The organism is Mycoplana ramosa (assembly GCF_041930185.1).
GTDB lineage: Bacteria > Pseudomonadota > Alphaproteobacteria > Rhizobiales > Rhizobiaceae > Mycoplana > Mycoplana ramosa.
On the sequence record NZ_JBHEEW010000017.1, the window covers coordinates 63,617 to 80,231 of the forward strand.

16 protein-coding genes are annotated in these 16,615 nt (G+C 64.5%); 11 read left to right on the forward strand and 5 right to left on the reverse strand.

The genetic code is table 11. The annotated features are described in order from the left end of the window. Positions 1 to 12 precede the first annotated feature (12 nt). The gene (locus JNC62_RS19315) at positions 13 to 591 is read right to left on the reverse strand and encodes a hypothetical protein (protein ID WP_374840916.1); all 579 of its coding nucleotides are present in this window, start codon (positions 589 to 591) and stop codon (positions 13 to 15) included. A gap of 314 nt (positions 592 to 905) precedes the next feature. Between JNC62_RS19315 and JNC62_RS19320 the strand changes: the two genes are divergently transcribed. The 7 genes from JNC62_RS19320 to pheT all read left to right on the forward strand — a co-directional run bounded on the left by JNC62_RS19320 (position 906) and on the right by pheT (position 7,936). Then, the gene (locus JNC62_RS19320; RefSeq protein ID WP_374840918.1) at positions 906 to 1,460 is read left to right on the forward strand and encodes a PepSY domain-containing protein; all 555 of its coding nucleotides are present in this window, start codon (positions 906 to 908) and stop codon (positions 1,458 to 1,460) included. 8 nt (positions 1,461 to 1,468) lie between these two features. Beyond that, the gene (locus JNC62_RS19325) at positions 1,469 to 2,134 is read left to right on the forward strand and encodes a response regulator transcription factor (protein ID WP_374841030.1); all 666 of its coding nucleotides are present in this window, start codon (positions 1,469 to 1,471) and stop codon (positions 2,132 to 2,134) included. Continuing rightward, complete coding sequence (locus tag JNC62_RS19330) at positions 2,131 to 3,495, forward strand: sensor histidine kinase (RefSeq protein ID WP_374840920.1); 1,365 nt, start codon at positions 2,131 to 2,133, stop codon at positions 3,493 to 3,495. The genes JNC62_RS19325 and JNC62_RS19330 overlap by 4 nt, the downstream gene beginning before the upstream one ends. A 163-nt stretch (positions 3,496 to 3,658) precedes the next feature. Next, complete coding sequence (gene rpmI, locus JNC62_RS19335) at positions 3,659 to 3,862, forward strand: 50S ribosomal protein L35 (protein ID WP_108001508.1); 204 nt, start codon at positions 3,659 to 3,661, stop codon at positions 3,860 to 3,862. A gap of 40 nt (positions 3,863 to 3,902) precedes the next feature. Next, complete coding sequence (gene rplT, locus JNC62_RS19340) at positions 3,903 to 4,304, forward strand: 50S ribosomal protein L20 (RefSeq protein ID WP_310412525.1); 402 nt, start codon at positions 3,903 to 3,905, stop codon at positions 4,302 to 4,304. A gap of 94 nt (positions 4,305 to 4,398) precedes the next feature. Continuing rightward, complete coding sequence (gene pheS, locus JNC62_RS19345) at positions 4,399 to 5,484, forward strand: phenylalanine--tRNA ligase subunit alpha (RefSeq protein WP_374840922.1); 1,086 nt, start codon at positions 4,399 to 4,401, stop codon at positions 5,482 to 5,484. A gap of 25 nt (positions 5,485 to 5,509) precedes the next feature. After that, positions 5,510 to 7,936: a phenylalanine--tRNA ligase subunit beta gene (gene pheT / locus JNC62_RS19350; protein WP_374840924.1), complete on the forward strand. Its 2,427-nt coding sequence runs from the start codon at positions 5,510 to 5,512 to the stop codon at positions 7,934 to 7,936. Between the two features lie 165 nt (positions 7,937 to 8,101). Here the strand turns inward: pheT and JNC62_RS19355 are convergent, their stop codons facing one another. Continuing rightward, positions 8,102 to 9,052, reverse strand: a complete 951-nt coding sequence (locus JNC62_RS19355) for an aldo/keto reductase (RefSeq protein WP_374840926.1) — start codon at positions 9,050 to 9,052, stop codon at positions 8,102 to 8,104. Positions 9,053 to 9,208: 156 nt separating this feature from the next. Here JNC62_RS19355 and JNC62_RS19360 point away from each other — a divergent pair, with 156 nt between their 5' ends. Next, positions 9,209 to 10,195 (forward strand): Gfo/Idh/MocA family protein, encoded by a 987-nt coding sequence (locus JNC62_RS19360; RefSeq protein ID WP_374840928.1) that lies wholly within the window; start codon positions 9,209 to 9,211, stop codon positions 10,193 to 10,195. 39 nt (positions 10,196 to 10,234) lie between these two features. Here JNC62_RS19360 and JNC62_RS19365 read toward each other — a convergent pair whose 3' ends face one another. From JNC62_RS19365 to JNC62_RS19375, 3 genes are read right to left on the reverse strand one after another with little or no spacing between them, the layout of a single operon-like run. Continuing rightward, complete coding sequence (locus JNC62_RS19365) at positions 10,235 to 10,597, reverse strand: DMT family transporter (protein WP_374840930.1); 363 nt, start codon at positions 10,595 to 10,597, stop codon at positions 10,235 to 10,237. Then, complete coding sequence (locus tag JNC62_RS19370) at positions 10,597 to 11,316, reverse strand: class I SAM-dependent methyltransferase (protein WP_374840932.1); 720 nt, start codon at positions 11,314 to 11,316, stop codon at positions 10,597 to 10,599. Before JNC62_RS19370 ends, JNC62_RS19365 begins: the two co-directional genes overlap by 1 nt. A 16-nt stretch (positions 11,317 to 11,332) precedes the next feature. Continuing rightward, positions 11,333 to 12,343 (reverse strand): glycosyltransferase, encoded by a 1,011-nt coding sequence (locus JNC62_RS19375; protein ID WP_374840934.1) that lies wholly within the window; start codon positions 12,341 to 12,343, stop codon positions 11,333 to 11,335. Positions 12,344 to 12,478: 135 nt separating this feature from the next. Here JNC62_RS19375 and JNC62_RS19380 point away from each other — a divergent pair, with 135 nt between their 5' ends. From JNC62_RS19380 to JNC62_RS19390, 3 genes are read left to right on the forward strand one after another with little or no spacing between them, the layout of a single operon-like run. Then, positions 12,479 to 14,338, forward strand: a complete 1,860-nt coding sequence (locus JNC62_RS19380; RefSeq protein WP_374840936.1) for a hypothetical protein — start codon at positions 12,479 to 12,481, stop codon at positions 14,336 to 14,338. Positions 14,339 to 14,388: 50 nt separating this feature from the next. Continuing rightward, positions 14,389 to 15,999: an exodeoxyribonuclease VII large subunit gene (gene xseA, locus JNC62_RS19385; RefSeq protein ID WP_374840938.1), complete on the forward strand. Its 1,611-nt coding sequence runs from the start codon at positions 14,389 to 14,391 to the stop codon at positions 15,997 to 15,999. Then, complete coding sequence (locus tag JNC62_RS19390; protein ID WP_374840939.1) at positions 15,996 to 16,595, forward strand: NAD(P)H-dependent oxidoreductase; 600 nt, start codon at positions 15,996 to 15,998, stop codon at positions 16,593 to 16,595. The genes xseA and JNC62_RS19390 overlap by 4 nt, the downstream gene beginning before the upstream one ends. Positions 16,596 to 16,615 lie beyond the last annotated feature (20 nt).

A 16,615-nucleotide genomic window follows, 5' to 3' on the forward strand; every position in this document is an offset into this window, starting at 1 on the left:
ACATCATCAAGATCAGGAGACGGTTTCATGCATTCTACGCTTCGCAAGGCTTTGTTGGTTACCACGGTCGGCATATGCGGCGTCGTCGGCGGGCCTGTCGGCGCGTCGATCTTCGCGCTCGCCCCGCACCATCCGCTTTCCGCGGTGGCTCTTGCCAATGATGATGATGATGGCGGCGATCGTGGCGGCGACGACCACGGGGGGCGCGACAACGGCGATCGCGATGGCGATGGTCGCAGCGGGCACGACCGGGACGATGACGATGGCGACGATCGCAGCGGCCGTGATCATGGTCGAAACGATGATGATGGTCACGACAACGATCAGGACGACGACCGCCAGGGCGATGACGACGGTGACGGCCACGGCCGCAACCATGCCGAAGACGACCGTAACGACGGTGACGATGACCGCGCCGACGACACCGACAAGAACGGTGACGATCGGTACGAGGCCCAACTCAAGGTCTCGAACCGCAGCCTGAAGGGCCTTCTCAACGGTTCCCTGATCGCCGTCGACAATCTCGGTCGCGTGCTGGAGGTCGAGATCGAGTACGAGCACGGCACGCGCATCGTCAGCGTCCAGCCGCATCGCTCCGATATCCGCCGCAAGCCCGGCCCGATCGAGAAGGTATCGATCCGACCGGCAAACTGATCGGCGCCAGCAATCCGGCACGGTCAACGCCCCGCACCGCGCCGGTCGCGAGGAGGCCCGTCGATCACGGTCAAGGAAGGATGCCTCTTCGCATTCGCCCCCTGCGTTCGTTGACGCGGGGGGCGATCCAGCGTCAAAAAGGGATGCCGGAACGGCCGCCCGCCGGAGAAAACCTTGACGCGGCCCGACAATTGCGGGGTACTGACATACCCGCCGCAGAAGTGGCGGGCGCAATTGGGTGATCAATGTCGATGACGCGTCGCGAACTCTTGGCTCTCATGTGCTGGTCCTCGGCCTTGTCGCTTGCGCCGCCGGCCCGCGGTATCGACGCGTTTGCCCGCGACGGCGGAGACCGATCGGATAGGGGTGATGACGGTGGTGGCGGTGGCGACGACCGGTACGACGGCAAGAGCGGCAACGATGATCACAGTGGCCATGGTCGAGACGGCGATGACGGGGATGATCGTGACGACCGGGATGATGGCAACAAGGACGATCGCGACGACAACGACGGCAAGGACGACGATGATGCCGGATCGAACGGCAATCGGTCGCGCCGCGACGGGCGCAATCGCAGCGATCAGGAGCGTGCCCGTGCCGCGGTCCAGGAGGGGCGTGTGCTCCCCTTGAAGGATGTCCTTCGGCTTGTCGACGAGCGGCGCTATGGCACCGTGATCGCGGTTGATCTGAAGCGATATGGCGGGCGCGATGTGTATCGGCTGAAGACACGCGACGGCGGGGGAACCATCCGCGACTACCGGATCGACGCCAGCACGGGCAAGCTCATCAACTTTTTCGGATTCTGAGATTGGATATGCGCATTCTGGTGGCCGAGGACGACCGAAATATTGCCGTGCACGTCGCGGCGAAGCTTGAAGCAGAGGGATATGGCGTCGACACGCTCTCACATGGTCCGGAGATCTGGGAACGAGGGGAGAGCGGTGCGTATTCGGCGATCATACTCGACCTCGGCCTGCCTGGAATGGACGGCCTGTCCATCTTGAAGCGCTGGCGCCAGTCAGGGGTCGCCACGCCAGTCCTGGTGCTGACGGCCCGCGGCTCGTGGATGGAGCGCGTCGACGGCTTCGACGCCGGCGCGGACGACTACCTGCCCAAGCCATTCCGCACGGAGGAGCTTCTCGCGCGGTTGAGGGCGCTTCTACGCCGCGCCGCGCCCTACCTTCAGCCAATCAAGGCCGCCGGTCGCTTTACCCTCGACGAGGCGACCAGGCGTGTCAGCTTCGATGGCCTGCCGCTGGACCTCAGCCCGCTGGAGTACCGCATGATCGCCTATCTCATCGAGCACCGCGGCCAGGTGATCTCGCAACTGAGGTTGGCGGGCCACGTGCAGGGACGTGACGATGATGCGGCCAAGAACGCCGTCGAGGCCATGATCGCGAGATTGCGGCGCAAGACCGAGAGCGGTGCCATCGAGACGCGGCGAGGCTTCGGCTATTGCTTGCCGGACGATCGTGCATGAGGTCGCTGCGACTGACGCTGGCAACAGGAGCGGTCGTCGCAATCGGCCTGGTTCTGCTGGTGCTGTGGTTGCTGCTCAGCCGGCTGTTTACCGACTATGTGGTGGGGCACTACCGCAGCGAGATGACAGCAATCGTCGATACGGTCGCAGCACAGTTGGCGCTGGAAAACGGCAGGATCACACTGGAGCGCGAGCCGCCCGACCCACGCTTTGCCCTGCCGGCGGGCGGCCGCTACTGGCAGGTTTCTCCCGTCACTGGCGATGTCATACGCTCGCGCTCGCTCTGGGACACAATTATCCCGATTGATGCCGGGCAGTCCGATCACTACGAGAGTTTCGCGATCGCCGAAGGGCCTGACGGCGAGCAGATCCTGGTTCAAAATCAGCCCCTTACACTCGGTGAAGGGCCTTCCACGACGCGATTCGTTGTTCAGGCCGCATTCGCGAGAAAGGAATTGGACGATGCCCTTGGCGCCTTTCACGGGAGCTTACGGCAAATGCTGCTGGCCACAGCCAGCGTGCTCGCCGCCGCCGCGCTGTTACAGGGCGCGATCGGCCTGATGCCGCTGCGGCGGCTGCGGGAGCGGGCTGCGCTGGTGCGGTCGGGGCGGGAGCGGGATTTTGGCACGGCGGGCCCCAGCGAGGTGCAACCGCTTGTCGCCGAAATCAATCTGCTGCTTGCCGAGCGGGAGACGGCCATCGAACGCGCCCGGGCCCGCGCCAGTGACCTCGCCCACGGTCTGAAGACGCCGCTGACGGTGCTCTCGAGTCTCGCCGAAAATCTTCCGAGCGAGGACCGCGCGCTGGCCCTGCAGCAGGTGGAACTGATCAGACAGCGCGCCGATCGGCAGCTGCAGGCGGCCCGAATGGGAGTCGAACAGATGGCAACCACCTCGGTGATGAGCCTTGGGGGAAAGCTCGTCAACGTGCTGCGACCGGTGACGGGCGCGCGTGGCATCGACTGGGACGTCGATATCGATCCCGCCCTGTCGATCGACGTGGATCCGGCGGATCTCGCCGAATGCCTCGGCAATCTGCTCGACAACGCTGCAAAATGGGCGCGCGCGCGCATTCGGCTCTCGGCACAGGCGGACGGCGCGTCCATCGTGGTGGCAATCGAGGATGATGGACCGGGCATTGCCGACAGCGATCGCGCCCTGCTCCTGAGACGGGGTGCCCAGCTCCCGCCGCAGGCCGACGGGCCGGCCGCCGGAACCGGGCTCGGACTGGCGATCAGTGCGGACATCGCCAAGGCCTATGGCGCCGACCTGAGGCTCGATCGATCGCCGCTCGGCGGGCTGCGGGCGGCGGTCGCCTTTCCGGCGGCAGTTACGCCAAAGCGGAGCCGCATCCCTGTCTGAAGCGCCGCTTCTCCTCGCTCGCCCGATTCCCCGGTTGCGCTTTTCGGGCAGTTCGGTTACAAGCCCCCGTCCGAACGGTCCGGCAGGGCATGCCGTGGCCGTTCTTTACGCTGGAGATGCGCCTCGTCAGCCATCTCAAATTCAAAGAAGAATGGAGAGCAAAATGCCCAAGATGAAGACGAAATCGTCTGCCAAGAAGCGGTTCAAGATCACCGCGACGGGCAAGGTCGTTGCCGCTGCTGCCGGCAAGCGCCATGGCATGATCAAGCGTACCAACAAGTTCATTCGCGACGCGCGCGGCACGATGGTGCTGGCCGAAGCCGATGGCAAGAAGGTCATCAAGAACTACCTGCCGAACGGTCTCTGAGACTGATCTGGCATATTGGACACGTTAAGGAGATCATGACATGCGCGTAAAAAGAGGCACTGTCGGCCACGCCAAGCACAAGAAGGTCCTCAAGGCCGCCAAGGGTTTCTACGGCCGCCGCAAGAACACCATCCGCGCCGCCAAGGCCGCGGTTGACCGTTCCAAGCAGTACGCCTACCGCGACCGCAAGGTGAACAAGCGCAATTTCCGCGCGCTCTGGATCCAGCGCATCAACGCTGCCGTCCGCGAATTCGGCCTGACCTACGGCCGCTTCATCGACGGCCTGAACAAGGCCGGCATCGAAGTCGACCGCAAGGTGCTGTCCGACATGGCGATCCACGAGCCGGCGGCATTCGGCGCCCTCGTTGCAGCTTCGAAGAAGGCCCTTGAATATCTCAAGGACGCCGGCACGGCGAACGAGTTTGAAAGCGCGGTTCGTTAAGACCAGCGCTTCCCAAGCCTTTGTACATAGAAGTTGGGAAACCCGCGCTGGCAGGGCTGGCGCGGGTTTTTCTTTGAGCCAATGGATTTGAACGATGTCCGATCTCGATACCCTGAAACACACCCTGTTGGCGGACGTCGCGGCCGCTGGCGATGAAACGGCCATCGAAGCCGTGCGCGTGGCCGCCCTCGGCAAGAAGGGCTCCGTCTCCGAACTCCTGAAGACGCTCGGCACGATGACGCCGGAAGAGCGCCAGACGCGCGGCGCTTCGATCAACGCGCTGAAGAACGAACTGACGGACGCGATCGCCGCCCGCAAGAGCGAACTGCGCGATGCGGCGATCGCCGCACGGCTCGCCGCCGAAACGGTCGACGTCAGCCTTCCGGTCCGCTCCTCGCCGGCCGAGCGGGGCCGCATCCATCCGATCAGCCAGATCGTCGACGAGATCACCGCGATCTTCGCCGACATGGGCTTCTCCATCGCCGAGGGCCCGGACATCGAGACCGACTACTATAACTTCACCGCGCTGAACTTCCCCGAAGGCCATCCGGCGCGCGAGATGCACGACACCTTCTTCTTCCCGCCGGATGACAACGGCGAGCGCAAGGTGCTGCGCACGCACACATCTCCGGTGCAGGTGCGCACCATGGAGGCGCAGCAGCCGCCGATCCGCATCATCATCCCCGGCAAGACCTACCGGCAGGATTCGGACGCGACCCACTCGCCGATGTTCCACCAGGTCGAGGGTCTCGTCATCGACAAGTCCGCGAACGTCGCCAACATGCGCTGGGTGCTGGAGGAATTCTGCAAGGCCTTCTTCGAGGTCGACAGCGTGACGATGCGCTTCCGCCCGTCCTTCTTCCCCTTCACCGAGCCCTCCTTCGAGGTCGACATCCAGTGCGATCGTTCCTCCGGCCCGATCGTCAAGTTCGGCGAGGGCACCGACTGGATGGAAATCCTCGGCTGCGGCATGGTGCATCCGAATGTACTGCGCGCCGGCGGCCTCGACCCGGACGAATACCAGGGCTTTGCCTGGGGCATGGGCCTCGACCGCATCGCCATGCTGAAATACGGCATGCCCGACCTGCGCGACTTCTTCAACGCCGATGTCCGCTGGATGAACCACTACGGCTTCCGCCCCCTCGACATGCCGACCCTGTTCGGCGGTTTGAGTGCGTAAGCGGCGCGCGTAAGGATCTAAAACGATGAAATTCACACTCTCCTGGCTGAAAGAGCATCTGGAAACGGACGCCACGCTCGAACAGATCTGCGAACGCCTGACCTCGATCGGGCTGGAAGTCGAAGAGGTCGACGACAAGGCCTCGTTCAAGCCCTTCGTCATCGCCAAGGTGGTTTCCGCCGAGCAGCACCCGAACGCCGACAAGCTGCGCGTGCTGATGGTCGATACCGGCACCGGGTCGCCGGTGCAGGTCGTCTGCGGCGCGCCGAACGCGCGTGAGGGCCTCGTCGGCGCCTTTGCTGCCCCCGGCACCTACGTTCCCGGCATCGACGTCACCCTTTCCGTCGGTAACATCCGTGGCGTCGAAAGCCGTGGCATGATGTGCTCGGAAAAAGAGCTCGAGATGTCGGACAATCACGACGGCATCATCGAACTGCCGGCCGATGCGCCGGTGGGCGCGAGCTTTGCCGCCTATGCCGGCCTCGACGATCCGGTCATCGAGATCAACCTGACGCCGAACCGCCCGGACTGCACCAGCGTCTTCGGCATCGCCCGCGACCTCGCCGCCTCCGGTCTCGGCACCCTGAAATCGCCGAAGCCCCCGTCCTTCAAGGTCGAAGGCGAGACACCGGTGAAGGTGGCGCTGGAGCTTGGCGAGGACACGCATCTCTGCCCCGGCTTCGCGCTGCGTCTCGTCCGCGGGGTGAAGAACGGCCCGAGCCCGCGCTGGATGCAGCAGCGGCTGCTGGCGATCGGTTTGCGTCCGATCAACGCGCTGGTCGACATCACCAACTACATGACCTTCGACCAGGGCCGACCGATGCACGTCTTCGACGCCGCCAAGGTCAACGGCAACCTGACGGTCCGCCGCGCCAAGGAAGGCGAGACGGTGCTGGCGCTCGACCAGCGCGAATACACGCTGTCGCCGGCCAACGTCGTCATTTCCGATGCAGAAGGCGTCGAGTCGATCGGCGGTATCATGGGCGGCGAACATTCGGGATGCGACGAGAACACCACCGACGTCCTGATCGAATCGGCGCTGTGGGACCCGATGAACATAGCCAAGACCGGCCGCACGCTCGGCATCATCACCGATGCCCGCTACCGCTTCGAGCGCGGCGTCGATCCGGAATACATGGTGCCGGGGCTGGAGCGCACGACCGAGCTGGTGATAGAGCTGTGCGGCGGCATCGCCGCCAAGGCGGACGTGGTCGGCTACAAGGGATACGAGCCGAAAGTCGTCGATTTCCCGGTCTCCGAGGTCAAGCGGTTGACCGGTCTTCAAGTCTCCTCGGAGGAAAGCCGCGATATCCTGACGAAGCTCGGCTTCGGCGTGTCCGGCTCCGGCGAACGGCTCTCGGTCTCCGTCCCCTCCTGGCGGCCCGACGTCGATGGCAAGGCGGACCTCGTCGAAGAGGTCATGCGCATCCACGGCGTCGACAACATCCATGCCGCGCCGCTTCCAAGCCACAACAGCGTCAACGGCAAGATCCTGACCACGCTGCAGAGCCGCTCGCGCCTGGCGAGGCGCGCGCTTGCCTCACGCGGCATGATGGAGGCCGTCACCTGGTCGTTCATCCCGAAGGCGCAGGCCGAGCTCTTCGGCGGCGGCGCGCCGGAACTGGCGCTGTCAAACCCGATCGCAGCCGACATGTCGGACATGCGGCCGTCGCTGCTGCCGGGTCTTTTGACGGCGGCACAGCGCAATGCCGACAAGGGCTACGGTGACGTGGCGATCTTCGAAGTGTCCGGCACCTATGAGAACGACCGGCCGGAAGGCCAGCGTCGCGTTGCCGGCGGTGTGCGCCGCGGCACGGCCTCGCTTGCAGGCGCCGGCCGGCTCTGGTCGAATGCGGCCAAGGGCGGCGGCAAGCCGGTCGACGTCTTCGACGCCAAGGCCGATGCGCTCGCCGTGATCGAGGCCTGCGGGCTGCCGATGGGCAATGTGCAGATCGAGCCCGGCGGCCCCGCCTGGTACCACCCCGGCCGTTCCGGCACCATCAAGATGGGCCCGAAGATCGTGCTCGGCTATTTCGGCGAGTTCCATCCGAAGACGCTGGCCGCCCTCGACGTCTCCGGCGCGCTTTGCGGTTTCGAGATCTTCGTCGACGCGATGCCGGAGCCGAAGAAGAAGGCGACCCGGACCAAGCCGGCGCTCGAACTGTCGCCTTTCCAGGCGGTCAAGCGCGACTTTGCCTTCGTGGTCGACAAGGCGGTTGAGGCGGGTGCGGTGCAGCGCGCCGCCCTCGGCGCCGACCGCAAGCTGGTGACCGCTGTCAACGTCTTCGACGTGTTCGAGGGCGCGTCGCTCGGCGAGGGCAAGAAGTCGCTCGCCATCGAAGTCGTCATCCAGCCGACCGACAAGACCCTGACCGACGAGGATTTTGAGGCGCTGACGGCAAAGATCGTCGCCAATGTCGCCAAGGCGACCGGCGGTGTATTGCGCGCCTAAAAAACGCGGATGCTCTATTGAGGAAATCGAAGCGGGGACTGGTTCTACCAGTCCCCGCTTTCTTTGCAGGCAGCCGGACCTGCGCCCCGGCGAAATTTTCACGCTATTGGCCGGTAGCGCTCCTCGGCCCGCCGGTCAGCCGGCACGGATCTTTAAAGCAACGGATCAGGCTCCGGCGGCATCGAGTGCGGACATCTGGTCGGGAGAGAGTTGAAGGTCGGCCGACTTCACCAGGCTCTCCAACTGGCCAAGGGTCGTCGCGCTGGCAATCGGTGCGGTCACGGCCGGCTTCGCCATCAGCCAGGCCAGCGCGATCTCGGCGGGCTTGGCGCCCGTTTCTGCGCCGACCTTGTCGAGTGCGGCGAGGATGCGCAGGCCCTTGTCGTCCAGATAGCGGGCAACCCCTCCACCCCGTGTGCTGCCTTTCGTGTCGGCAAGCGACCGGTACTTTCCGCTCAGGAACCCGCTCGCGAGGCTATAATAGGTAATGACGCCGATGTGTTCTTGCCGACATAGATCGGCCAGCGGCCCTTCGAAGCTCGCGCGATCGTACAGATTGTACTCCGGCTGAAGTGCCGCATAGCGCGGCAGTCCCGCCTTGTCCGCGGCATCGAACGAGGCCAGCAGTTGCGCCGCGTCGAGGTTGGAGGCGCCGAAGGCGCGCACCTTGCCGGCCTTGACCAGCGCGGCATGCGCCTCGAGCGTCTCCTCGTAGGGGGTGCGCTCATCCGGCCAATGCGAGAGATAGAGATCGATATGGTCGGTCTGGAGCCGTTTCAGCGAGGCCTCGACCTCCTGCAGGATCCATTTTTTCGACAGATCTCGATGGCCCTGCCCCATGTCGGAACCGACCTTGGTGATCAGCACGACGCTGTCGCGGGCGCGCCCGGACCGCTTCAGCCAGTTGCCGATGATGGTCTCCGACTCGCCGCCCTTGTTGCCGGGTGCCCAGGAGGAATAGACGTCGGCGGTGTCGATGGCGTTGAAGCCGGCGTCGGTGAAGGCGTCAAGCAACGAAAATGACGTCTTCTCGTCCGCCGTCCACCCGAAGACGTTGCCGCCGAAGACGAGCGGCGCGATGTCGAGGCCCGTACGGCCAAGGGGACGTTTCTGCATGTAGATTCTCCGAAGTCGGTGGGAGGGGGAGGTGTGAGCATAGGACGGCACCGGCTCGATTGCACGCGCGCATTGGCGAATTCTTGCCCGCCACCGCACTTGCCCGGTACAGGCCCCCGGGATTAGGTTGCTCCGGGATTTGAGGAGGATCTGCCCATGCTGCGTTTCGGTATCCTGTCCACGGCCAAGATCGGCCGCGAACTCGTCGTGCCCGCGATCCAGGACGCGGAGAATTGCGTCGTGACCGCGATCGCCAGCCGCGACCTTTCCAAGGCCCGCGCCATGGCCGATCGTTTCTCGGTGCCGCACGCCTTCGGCTCCTATGAAGAAATGCTCGCCTCCGACCTGATCGATGCGGTCTACATCCCGCTTCCCACCGCCCAGCACGTCGAATGGACGATCAAGGCGGCGGACGCCGGCAAGCACGTCCTCTGCGAAAAGCCGATCGCGCTGAAGGCAGCCGAGATCGACGCGCTGATTGCCGCGCGCGATCGCAACAAGGTGCTGGTGTCGGAAGCCTACATGGTCACCTACAGCCCGGTCTGGCGCAAGGTGCGCGAGCTTTTGCAGGACGGCGCCATCGGGCGGCTCCGGCACGTTCAAGGGGCGTTCACCTATTTCAACCGCGACCCGGCCAACATGCGCAATATTCCCGAACTCGGCGGCGGCGGCTTGCCGGATATCGGCGTCTATCCGACGATCACGACCCGCTTCGTCACCGGCAGGGAGCCGCTGCGCGTGCAGGCGACGACCGAGCGCGACCCCGAGTTCGGCACCGACATCTATTCGAGCGTGCGCGCCGATTTTGGCGGCTTCGAGCTGAGCTTCTACATCTCCACCCAGCTCGCGGCGCGCCAGGTGATGGTCTTTCACGGCGACCAGGGGTTTATCGAGGTCAAGTCACCGTTCAACGCCGATCGCTATGGTGCCGAAGAGATCGAACTGACCAACCAGAACCATTCGCAGTCGCAATTGTTCCGCTATCAGGACGCCCGCCAGTACAGGCGCGAGGTCGAGGCGTTTTCGCGGGCGGCGATGGGCGAGGCGGAAGAAGTGGTAACCCTCGAGAGTTCGGTGGCGAACCAGAAGCTGATCGACGCGATCTATCGCGCCAGCGAGAAGACCGGCTGGGCAGACGTCTGAAGCCCTCCGGACCATCTGCGACCAGTTTTGATCCTGGCCTTAGCTGTTGATGACAATCATCCCGCCAATGATCAGGAGGGCGCCGACAAAATAGCGAAGGCTCAGCGCCTCTCCAAGAAAGATGCTGGCAAGAAGCGGGACGAAGCAGAATGTCAGCGCCATGAACGAATAGCCAATCGTCAACGGCACCGACTTGAGGACGAAAATCCATATGATCGTGCCGATGCCGTAGATGGCGAGTGCTGTGATCATCAGCGGGTTAAACAGCACCTGCCAAAGACCGCGTAAACCGAATTCCCCAGCGGTCGCGCTGGTCAGCTTGAACAGAACCTGGCCCGTCGCAATCAGAAGCGGTGTGCCGAGCAGACCGATCCAAAGAGCGGAATTATAGTTTTCCGGCATCACGCCGCTTGCTCCAGATCACGCTGCACCGGTTCCTCGCAATAGAAAATGTCACGGCCGATGTCGATGCACAGGTGGGTCTGCGGCACCGGATGCACGGCGCGCAGGAAGGAATGCGTATAGGGAAAGAAGTTGAAGTGCGGATTAAAGCTATATCGGTACTCGCGCTCGCGCGGCACCACAATGATCAGGCGCCTGCGGGCGATGCGGCGCAGCTCGGCAATCGCCTTTCGATAATCAAGGACGTGCTCGATCACATGCGTGCAGACGACCGTATCGAATTCGCCATCGGCGAACGGTAGCGCCTCGATCTTCGCCGCGACATACTCCAGGCCGTCAAGCCTGGCGGCATCGTCGACGACAAAGTCGACGCCTGTCAGACGCGTCAGGCCGGGATTGGCCGCGCGAATGTAACTGAGAAGCGCGCCGGTTCCGCAGCCGACATCACAGACGCTCGTTCCGTCGATCGCGTCGACGATGCGCGCAATGCAGGCGGCCGAATTGTCGGTGCCTGCGTGGACGCGGGGGTGATGCCGATAGAGATCCTCATATTCGCCGGCCGTCAGGAACGGCGCGCGCTCGCGAAAGCGTGCAAGCTTTACGATATGCTCGCCCCAGACAAGTTTTGCGGCGGCACGAAACAAGGCGGAGTCACGCAGGATCGGCGGCAGCAGGTCTTCGATGACGAACCGGATCCGATTGGTCGTTTCCCTATTCATGGGTCTCCTTTCGCGGTCAGGCCGCGACGTCTGGCTGTTCCGGCTTGTCCTCGCTGGCCGGTTGCCCGTGAGGGGGGTCGACAAGCATCCATGCATTGGCCGGCAAGGTCATGTAGTGCATGCGCAACTGCTCGCTGCGCGCCCGCGCGAGCGAATCGAGGATCAAGCCGGCCGCAAAGACCAGGAACGAGACCATCATCAGCGCCATGGAGAGGACCCATGTCGGCAGGCGCGTGACTAGCCCTGTCTCGAAATATTCCGTCAGGACCGGCGTCATGAAGCAGAGACTTGCCAGCATGACCGCGCCGCTGATCGCGCCGAAGAAGGTGAATGGCCTGGTCTCCTTCATCAGCATGGCGAACATCCAGAGGATCTTGCCTCCGTCGCGGTAGGTGGAGAGCTTGGAGTGTGAGCCCTCCGGACGGCGGCCGTAGTCGAGCTCAATCTCGCAAACCGGCAACTTCAACCGTGAAGCGTGCACCGACATCTCCGTCTCGATTTCGAAGCCGCCGGAAAGCGCCGGGAAGCTCTTGGCGAACCGGCGGGAGAAGACGCGGTAGCCGGAGAAGATATCGGTGAAATCCGTCCCGAAGAGCTTGCGATAGAGGATGTTGAAAATCCGGTTGCCGAACGCATGGCCCTGCCTGCCGGCATCGGCATGCACGCCACGACGCGTGCCCACCACCATGTCGGCCCGCTCCGACAACAGTGTGTCGATCAGTTGCTGCGCGTCCTGCGGCGCGTAGGTTCCGTCGCCGTCGGCCATGACGTAGATGTCAGCGTCGATATCCGAGAACATCCGCCGCACAACATTGCCCTTGCCCTGGCGGCGTTCGCGTAGGACCGTGGCGCCGGCAAGAAGGGCGCGCAGCGCGGTGCCGTCGGTTGAATTGTTGTCGTAGACATAGATCCGCGCGCCGGGCAGCGACGTCTTGAACCCGGTCACGACGGCACCGATCGTCTGCGCTTCGTTGTAGCAGGGCAGGAGGACTGCCACGTCCAGCGCCACTGGCCAATCTTGCGTCATGTGGATTCCGTGCCCCCGCGCGAAATGAGCCATAGGCGAGGCCGCAGGCGCGCGCCAAACCCCGCGCGCTTTACTATTTCTTGAGAAGGTTAAAGCTAGGTTTCGCGGACAAAAATGCTTGACCCGGGATGCCGGATGACAAACTTGCAGGCAACTACAGTCGAAGATGTTGGCGATACCGAAGACAATGCCATGCGGCTCTTTCGAACGACGGCATTGTACGCGCTCGCAACGATAGTTCTGGCACTGGCGATATCGCTGCCCTTTGCGACCGACTATGTCGGGCCGGACAATGACGATGTCATGCGCCTGGTCCAGGTTCGCGACCTGCTCGCCGGCCAGAACTGGTTCGACATGACGCAGTATCGCCTCGGCCTCGAAGGCGGCACGCTGATGCACTGGTCGCGCCTGATAGACCTGCCGATCGCCAACCTGATTGAAATCTTCGGCCTGTTCCTGTCGCCGGAAAGGGCCGAAGCGGCGGCACTGACGGCTTGGCCGCTGTTGCTGATCGCACCGGTTCTTTGCGGCATCGGCCTTGCCGGTTGGCGCCTCGGCGGCCGGGCGACCATGCACGCCGCGCTCGTGCTGGCGACGATCTTCGTCATGTCCATGGGACGTTTCCAGCCGGGTGCGATCGACCACCACAACGTTCAGCTTGTGCTGCTGGCCATGATCGCAGCGATGCTGGTCGACCCGCGGCACAGTGCACGAAGCTACGCAATCGCGGGCCTTCTCTGCGCACTGGCGATCGCGATCGGCGCGGAGACGACGCCGTTGGTCGCGGTCGTCTGCATCGTCGTTGCCCTGCGCTGGGCATGGCATGGTGAAATCTATCGCCCGGCCGCCGCCGCGTTCGGCATGTCGTTTGCGGCGACGGCGACCATCGCTTTCTTTGTCACGGTGCCGCCGGCGCTCTATCGGCAGGTCACTTGCGACAACCTGTCCTACGGCTATTACGCGCTGGCGACCTACGGCGGCGCCGCGCTCTTCCTGGTTGCCTCCCTCGCAAGTGGGTGGAGCGGCAGGGCGCGGCTGGCGGCTTTGGCGATTGCGGGAGGCGTTTTGGCCGGGGCCGCAATCCTGATCGCACCGAACTGCCTGCGCAACCCCCTCGCCGACCTCGATCCGATGCTGATTACCTTCTGGCTGTCATCGGTCACCGAAGCCCAGTCCATTTTCGGCCAGTGGCATTATAAGCCGGAGCGGTTGGGCGCGTTCTATCTGCCCGGACTGATTGCGATTGTGGTTTGCGTGTTTCGCACAATTCGGCACGACCGTATGGAGGCACATCTCACCCTCCTGGCGCTGCTCGTGACATCCCTTGCGATCTCGCTGGTCCAGGTCCGGGGAAACGTCTTCACCAATCTTCTCGCCATGCCGCCGCTCGCCTTAGCGATTACTGATCTACGGAATCGGGCGAACGCAGATACGAAGAACCTGCGGCTCGGCCTTGGCTTCGCGGCGCTCACGCTTGCTTCGGTGTCAACGGTGTGGGCGATCGCCGGGTTTTTGGTGACGACGGTCACGGGGCAGGGTTTGCCCGGGGGCGCGGCATCTATGGCTGCGATAAGCGAGTCTGACTGCGAAAGTCGCCGGTCGATGGCGGTGCTGGCGACAGAACCGGTCGGCGTGGTGGCGGCGGCGTCCGACCTCGGCGCGGAGATTCTTCGCTACACGCCCCACCGCGCACTTTCGGCGCCCTATCATCGCAATCAGGGCGGCATGCTGACCGAACTGCACATCGGCCTGTCCGCCCCGAAGCAGGCCGAAGCGTTTCTCCGCGGAGCGGGCGTGACGCTGCTGGCCTTCTGCCCGTCCAATGGACAGGTTCGCAGCCTTGCGCGGGCCGAGCCGGAGGGACTCTATGCGCGTCTCGCCGCCGGCGATGTTCCGCCCTATCTCCAGCAGGTGCAGAACGCCGGATCGCAGCTGCAGATCTATCGTGTCCTGCCCGAAGCCGGCGATACGAACCGACAGGAAACGGGCGGGTGAAACCACGTCTTTCCTCTGGCAACGAGACGCCGGGGCGGTAAGATCGCGCCATGAGCATGTTTCCGGACCGTGATTCGCCCACCAACCTTGCCGAATACTCGGTTTCCGAGCTTTCCGGCTCGATCAAGCGTACGGTCGAACAGGCTTTCGACCAGGTGCGGGTGCGCGGCGAGATTTCCGGTTACCGCGGGCCGCATTCGTCCGGGCATGCCTATTTCAGCCTGAAGGACGACCGCGCACGGATCGACGCCGTCATCTGGAAAGGCAGCTTTTCAAAGCTGAAGTTCCGCCCCGAGGAGGGGATGGAGGTGATCGCGACCGGGAAGGTCACCACGTTCCCGGGCTCTTCGAAGTACCAGATCGTCATCGAGACGCTCGAACCTGCCGGCGCCGGCGCGCTCATGGCGCTGCTCGAAGAACGTCGGCGCAAACTTGCGGCGGAAGGGCTGTTCGATGCGGGGCGAAAGCGGCCGCTGCCCTTCCTGCCGCATGTCATCGGCGTCGTCACCTCGCCGACCGGCGCCGTGATCCGCGACATCATCCATCGCATCGCCGACCGCTTTCCGGTTCACGTGCTCGTCTGGCCCGTCAGGGTGCAGGGCGATGGCTCGGGCGAGGAGGTCGCTGCGGCGATCCGTGGCTTCAACGCATTTGAGGCAGGCGGCGTCATCCCCCGCCCGGACGTGCTGATCGTGGCGCGCGGCGGCGGAAGCCTGGAGGACCTTTGGAGCTTCAACGACGAGGCTGTCGTCCGTGCGGCCGCAAGCTCCCAGATCCCGCTGATCTCGGCGGTCGGGCACGAGACGGACTGGACGCTGATCGACCACGCGGCCGACCGGCGCGCGCCGACACCGACGGGCGCGGCCGAAATGGCCGTGCCGGTGAAAGCCGATCTCGACGCAGCGGTTGCGGCGCTGGCTGCGCGCTTGAAAGGAGCGGCCAGTCGCCAGATGGACACCCGTCGCCAGGGCCTGCGCGCGCTGGCCCGGGCGCTGCCGTCGCTGGATCAGTTGCTGGCGCTGCCGCGCCGCCGTTTCGATGAGGCGGCGGCGGGGCTCGGCCGCGGGCTGCAGATGAACACTGTCAACAAGCGCCGCGCATTCGAACGGGCGGCGGCGCACCTGCGGCCGGAACTGCTGTCCGGCCGCCTTGCCGAGCGGCGCCAGCGGCTGACCGATGCGCTGCGGCGGGCCGACCGCGTGGTCGAGCGCCGCATTGATCAGAACCGGGCCCGGCTTGCCGCGTTCGACGCCGCACTGCGGGCCACGCCCGCCCGCATCGGTGTGCGCAGTGCGCACGCGCGCGATCGCCTGAGAGGCCTCGCGCTGCGTGCCGACGCGGCGCTGGCCGGCGACCTTGCCCGCCGCAAGGCGCTGGTCTCGGCCCAGGATCGTGTCCTGCAGTCCCTGTCCTACAAGAACGTGCTCAGCCGCGGTTACGCGCTGGTCCGTGACGAGGCCGGGCATGCCGTCAAGCAGGCGGCCGAACTCGACCCGGGTGCGGCAATCACCATCACCTTCGCCGACGGCACGCTCGATGCGGTCGCCGGCACACAGGTGCCGGCTGGCGGCATGCCGCCCGTCGGGGCTCCGCCCTCAAAGCGCAAGACAACAAAACCCTCGTCCGATCCCGCCGCACCGAAGCAGGGGTCGCTGTTTTGAGCCGCAGGCGGTTTCTCCTTGTTCTTGCCCATCCGCTGGAGGACAGCTTTGCGGCCGGCGTGGCGGCAGCGATCCGCACGACACTCGAAACCCTCGGCCATGAGGTCGACCTGCTCGATCTCTATCGTGAGGACTTCGACCCGAGGCTGAGCGACAGCGAGCGATCGGGCTACTTCGCCGGGGGCTACGATCCGGGTTCGGCCGCCCCGCTCGTCGAACGGCTGATGGCGGCCGACGCTCTCGTCCTGGTCTTCCCGCAGTGGTGGTTCAATTTCCCGGCGATCCTGAAGGGGTTCTTCGATCGCGTGTTCGTGCCCGGTGTCGCCTTCGACAACGATCCGAAGGGCGGGCGCATCATCCCGCGCCTGTCGAACATCAAGCTGTTCTGGGCCTTCACCACCACCGGCTCGCCCTGGTGGGTTGCACGCCTCTACATGGGCGACCCTGTCCGCCGCCTTTTGAAAAGAGGGATTGCCGCCTTCTGCGCGAAAGAGGTCGATTTCCGCATGGTGACGCTGCACGACATGGATCGTGCCGATGCGGCCAAGAGAGACGCCCATCTCGAACGGGTCAAGGCACTCCTCACCCGGCTCTGACCGCCACGCCGCGGCGATGT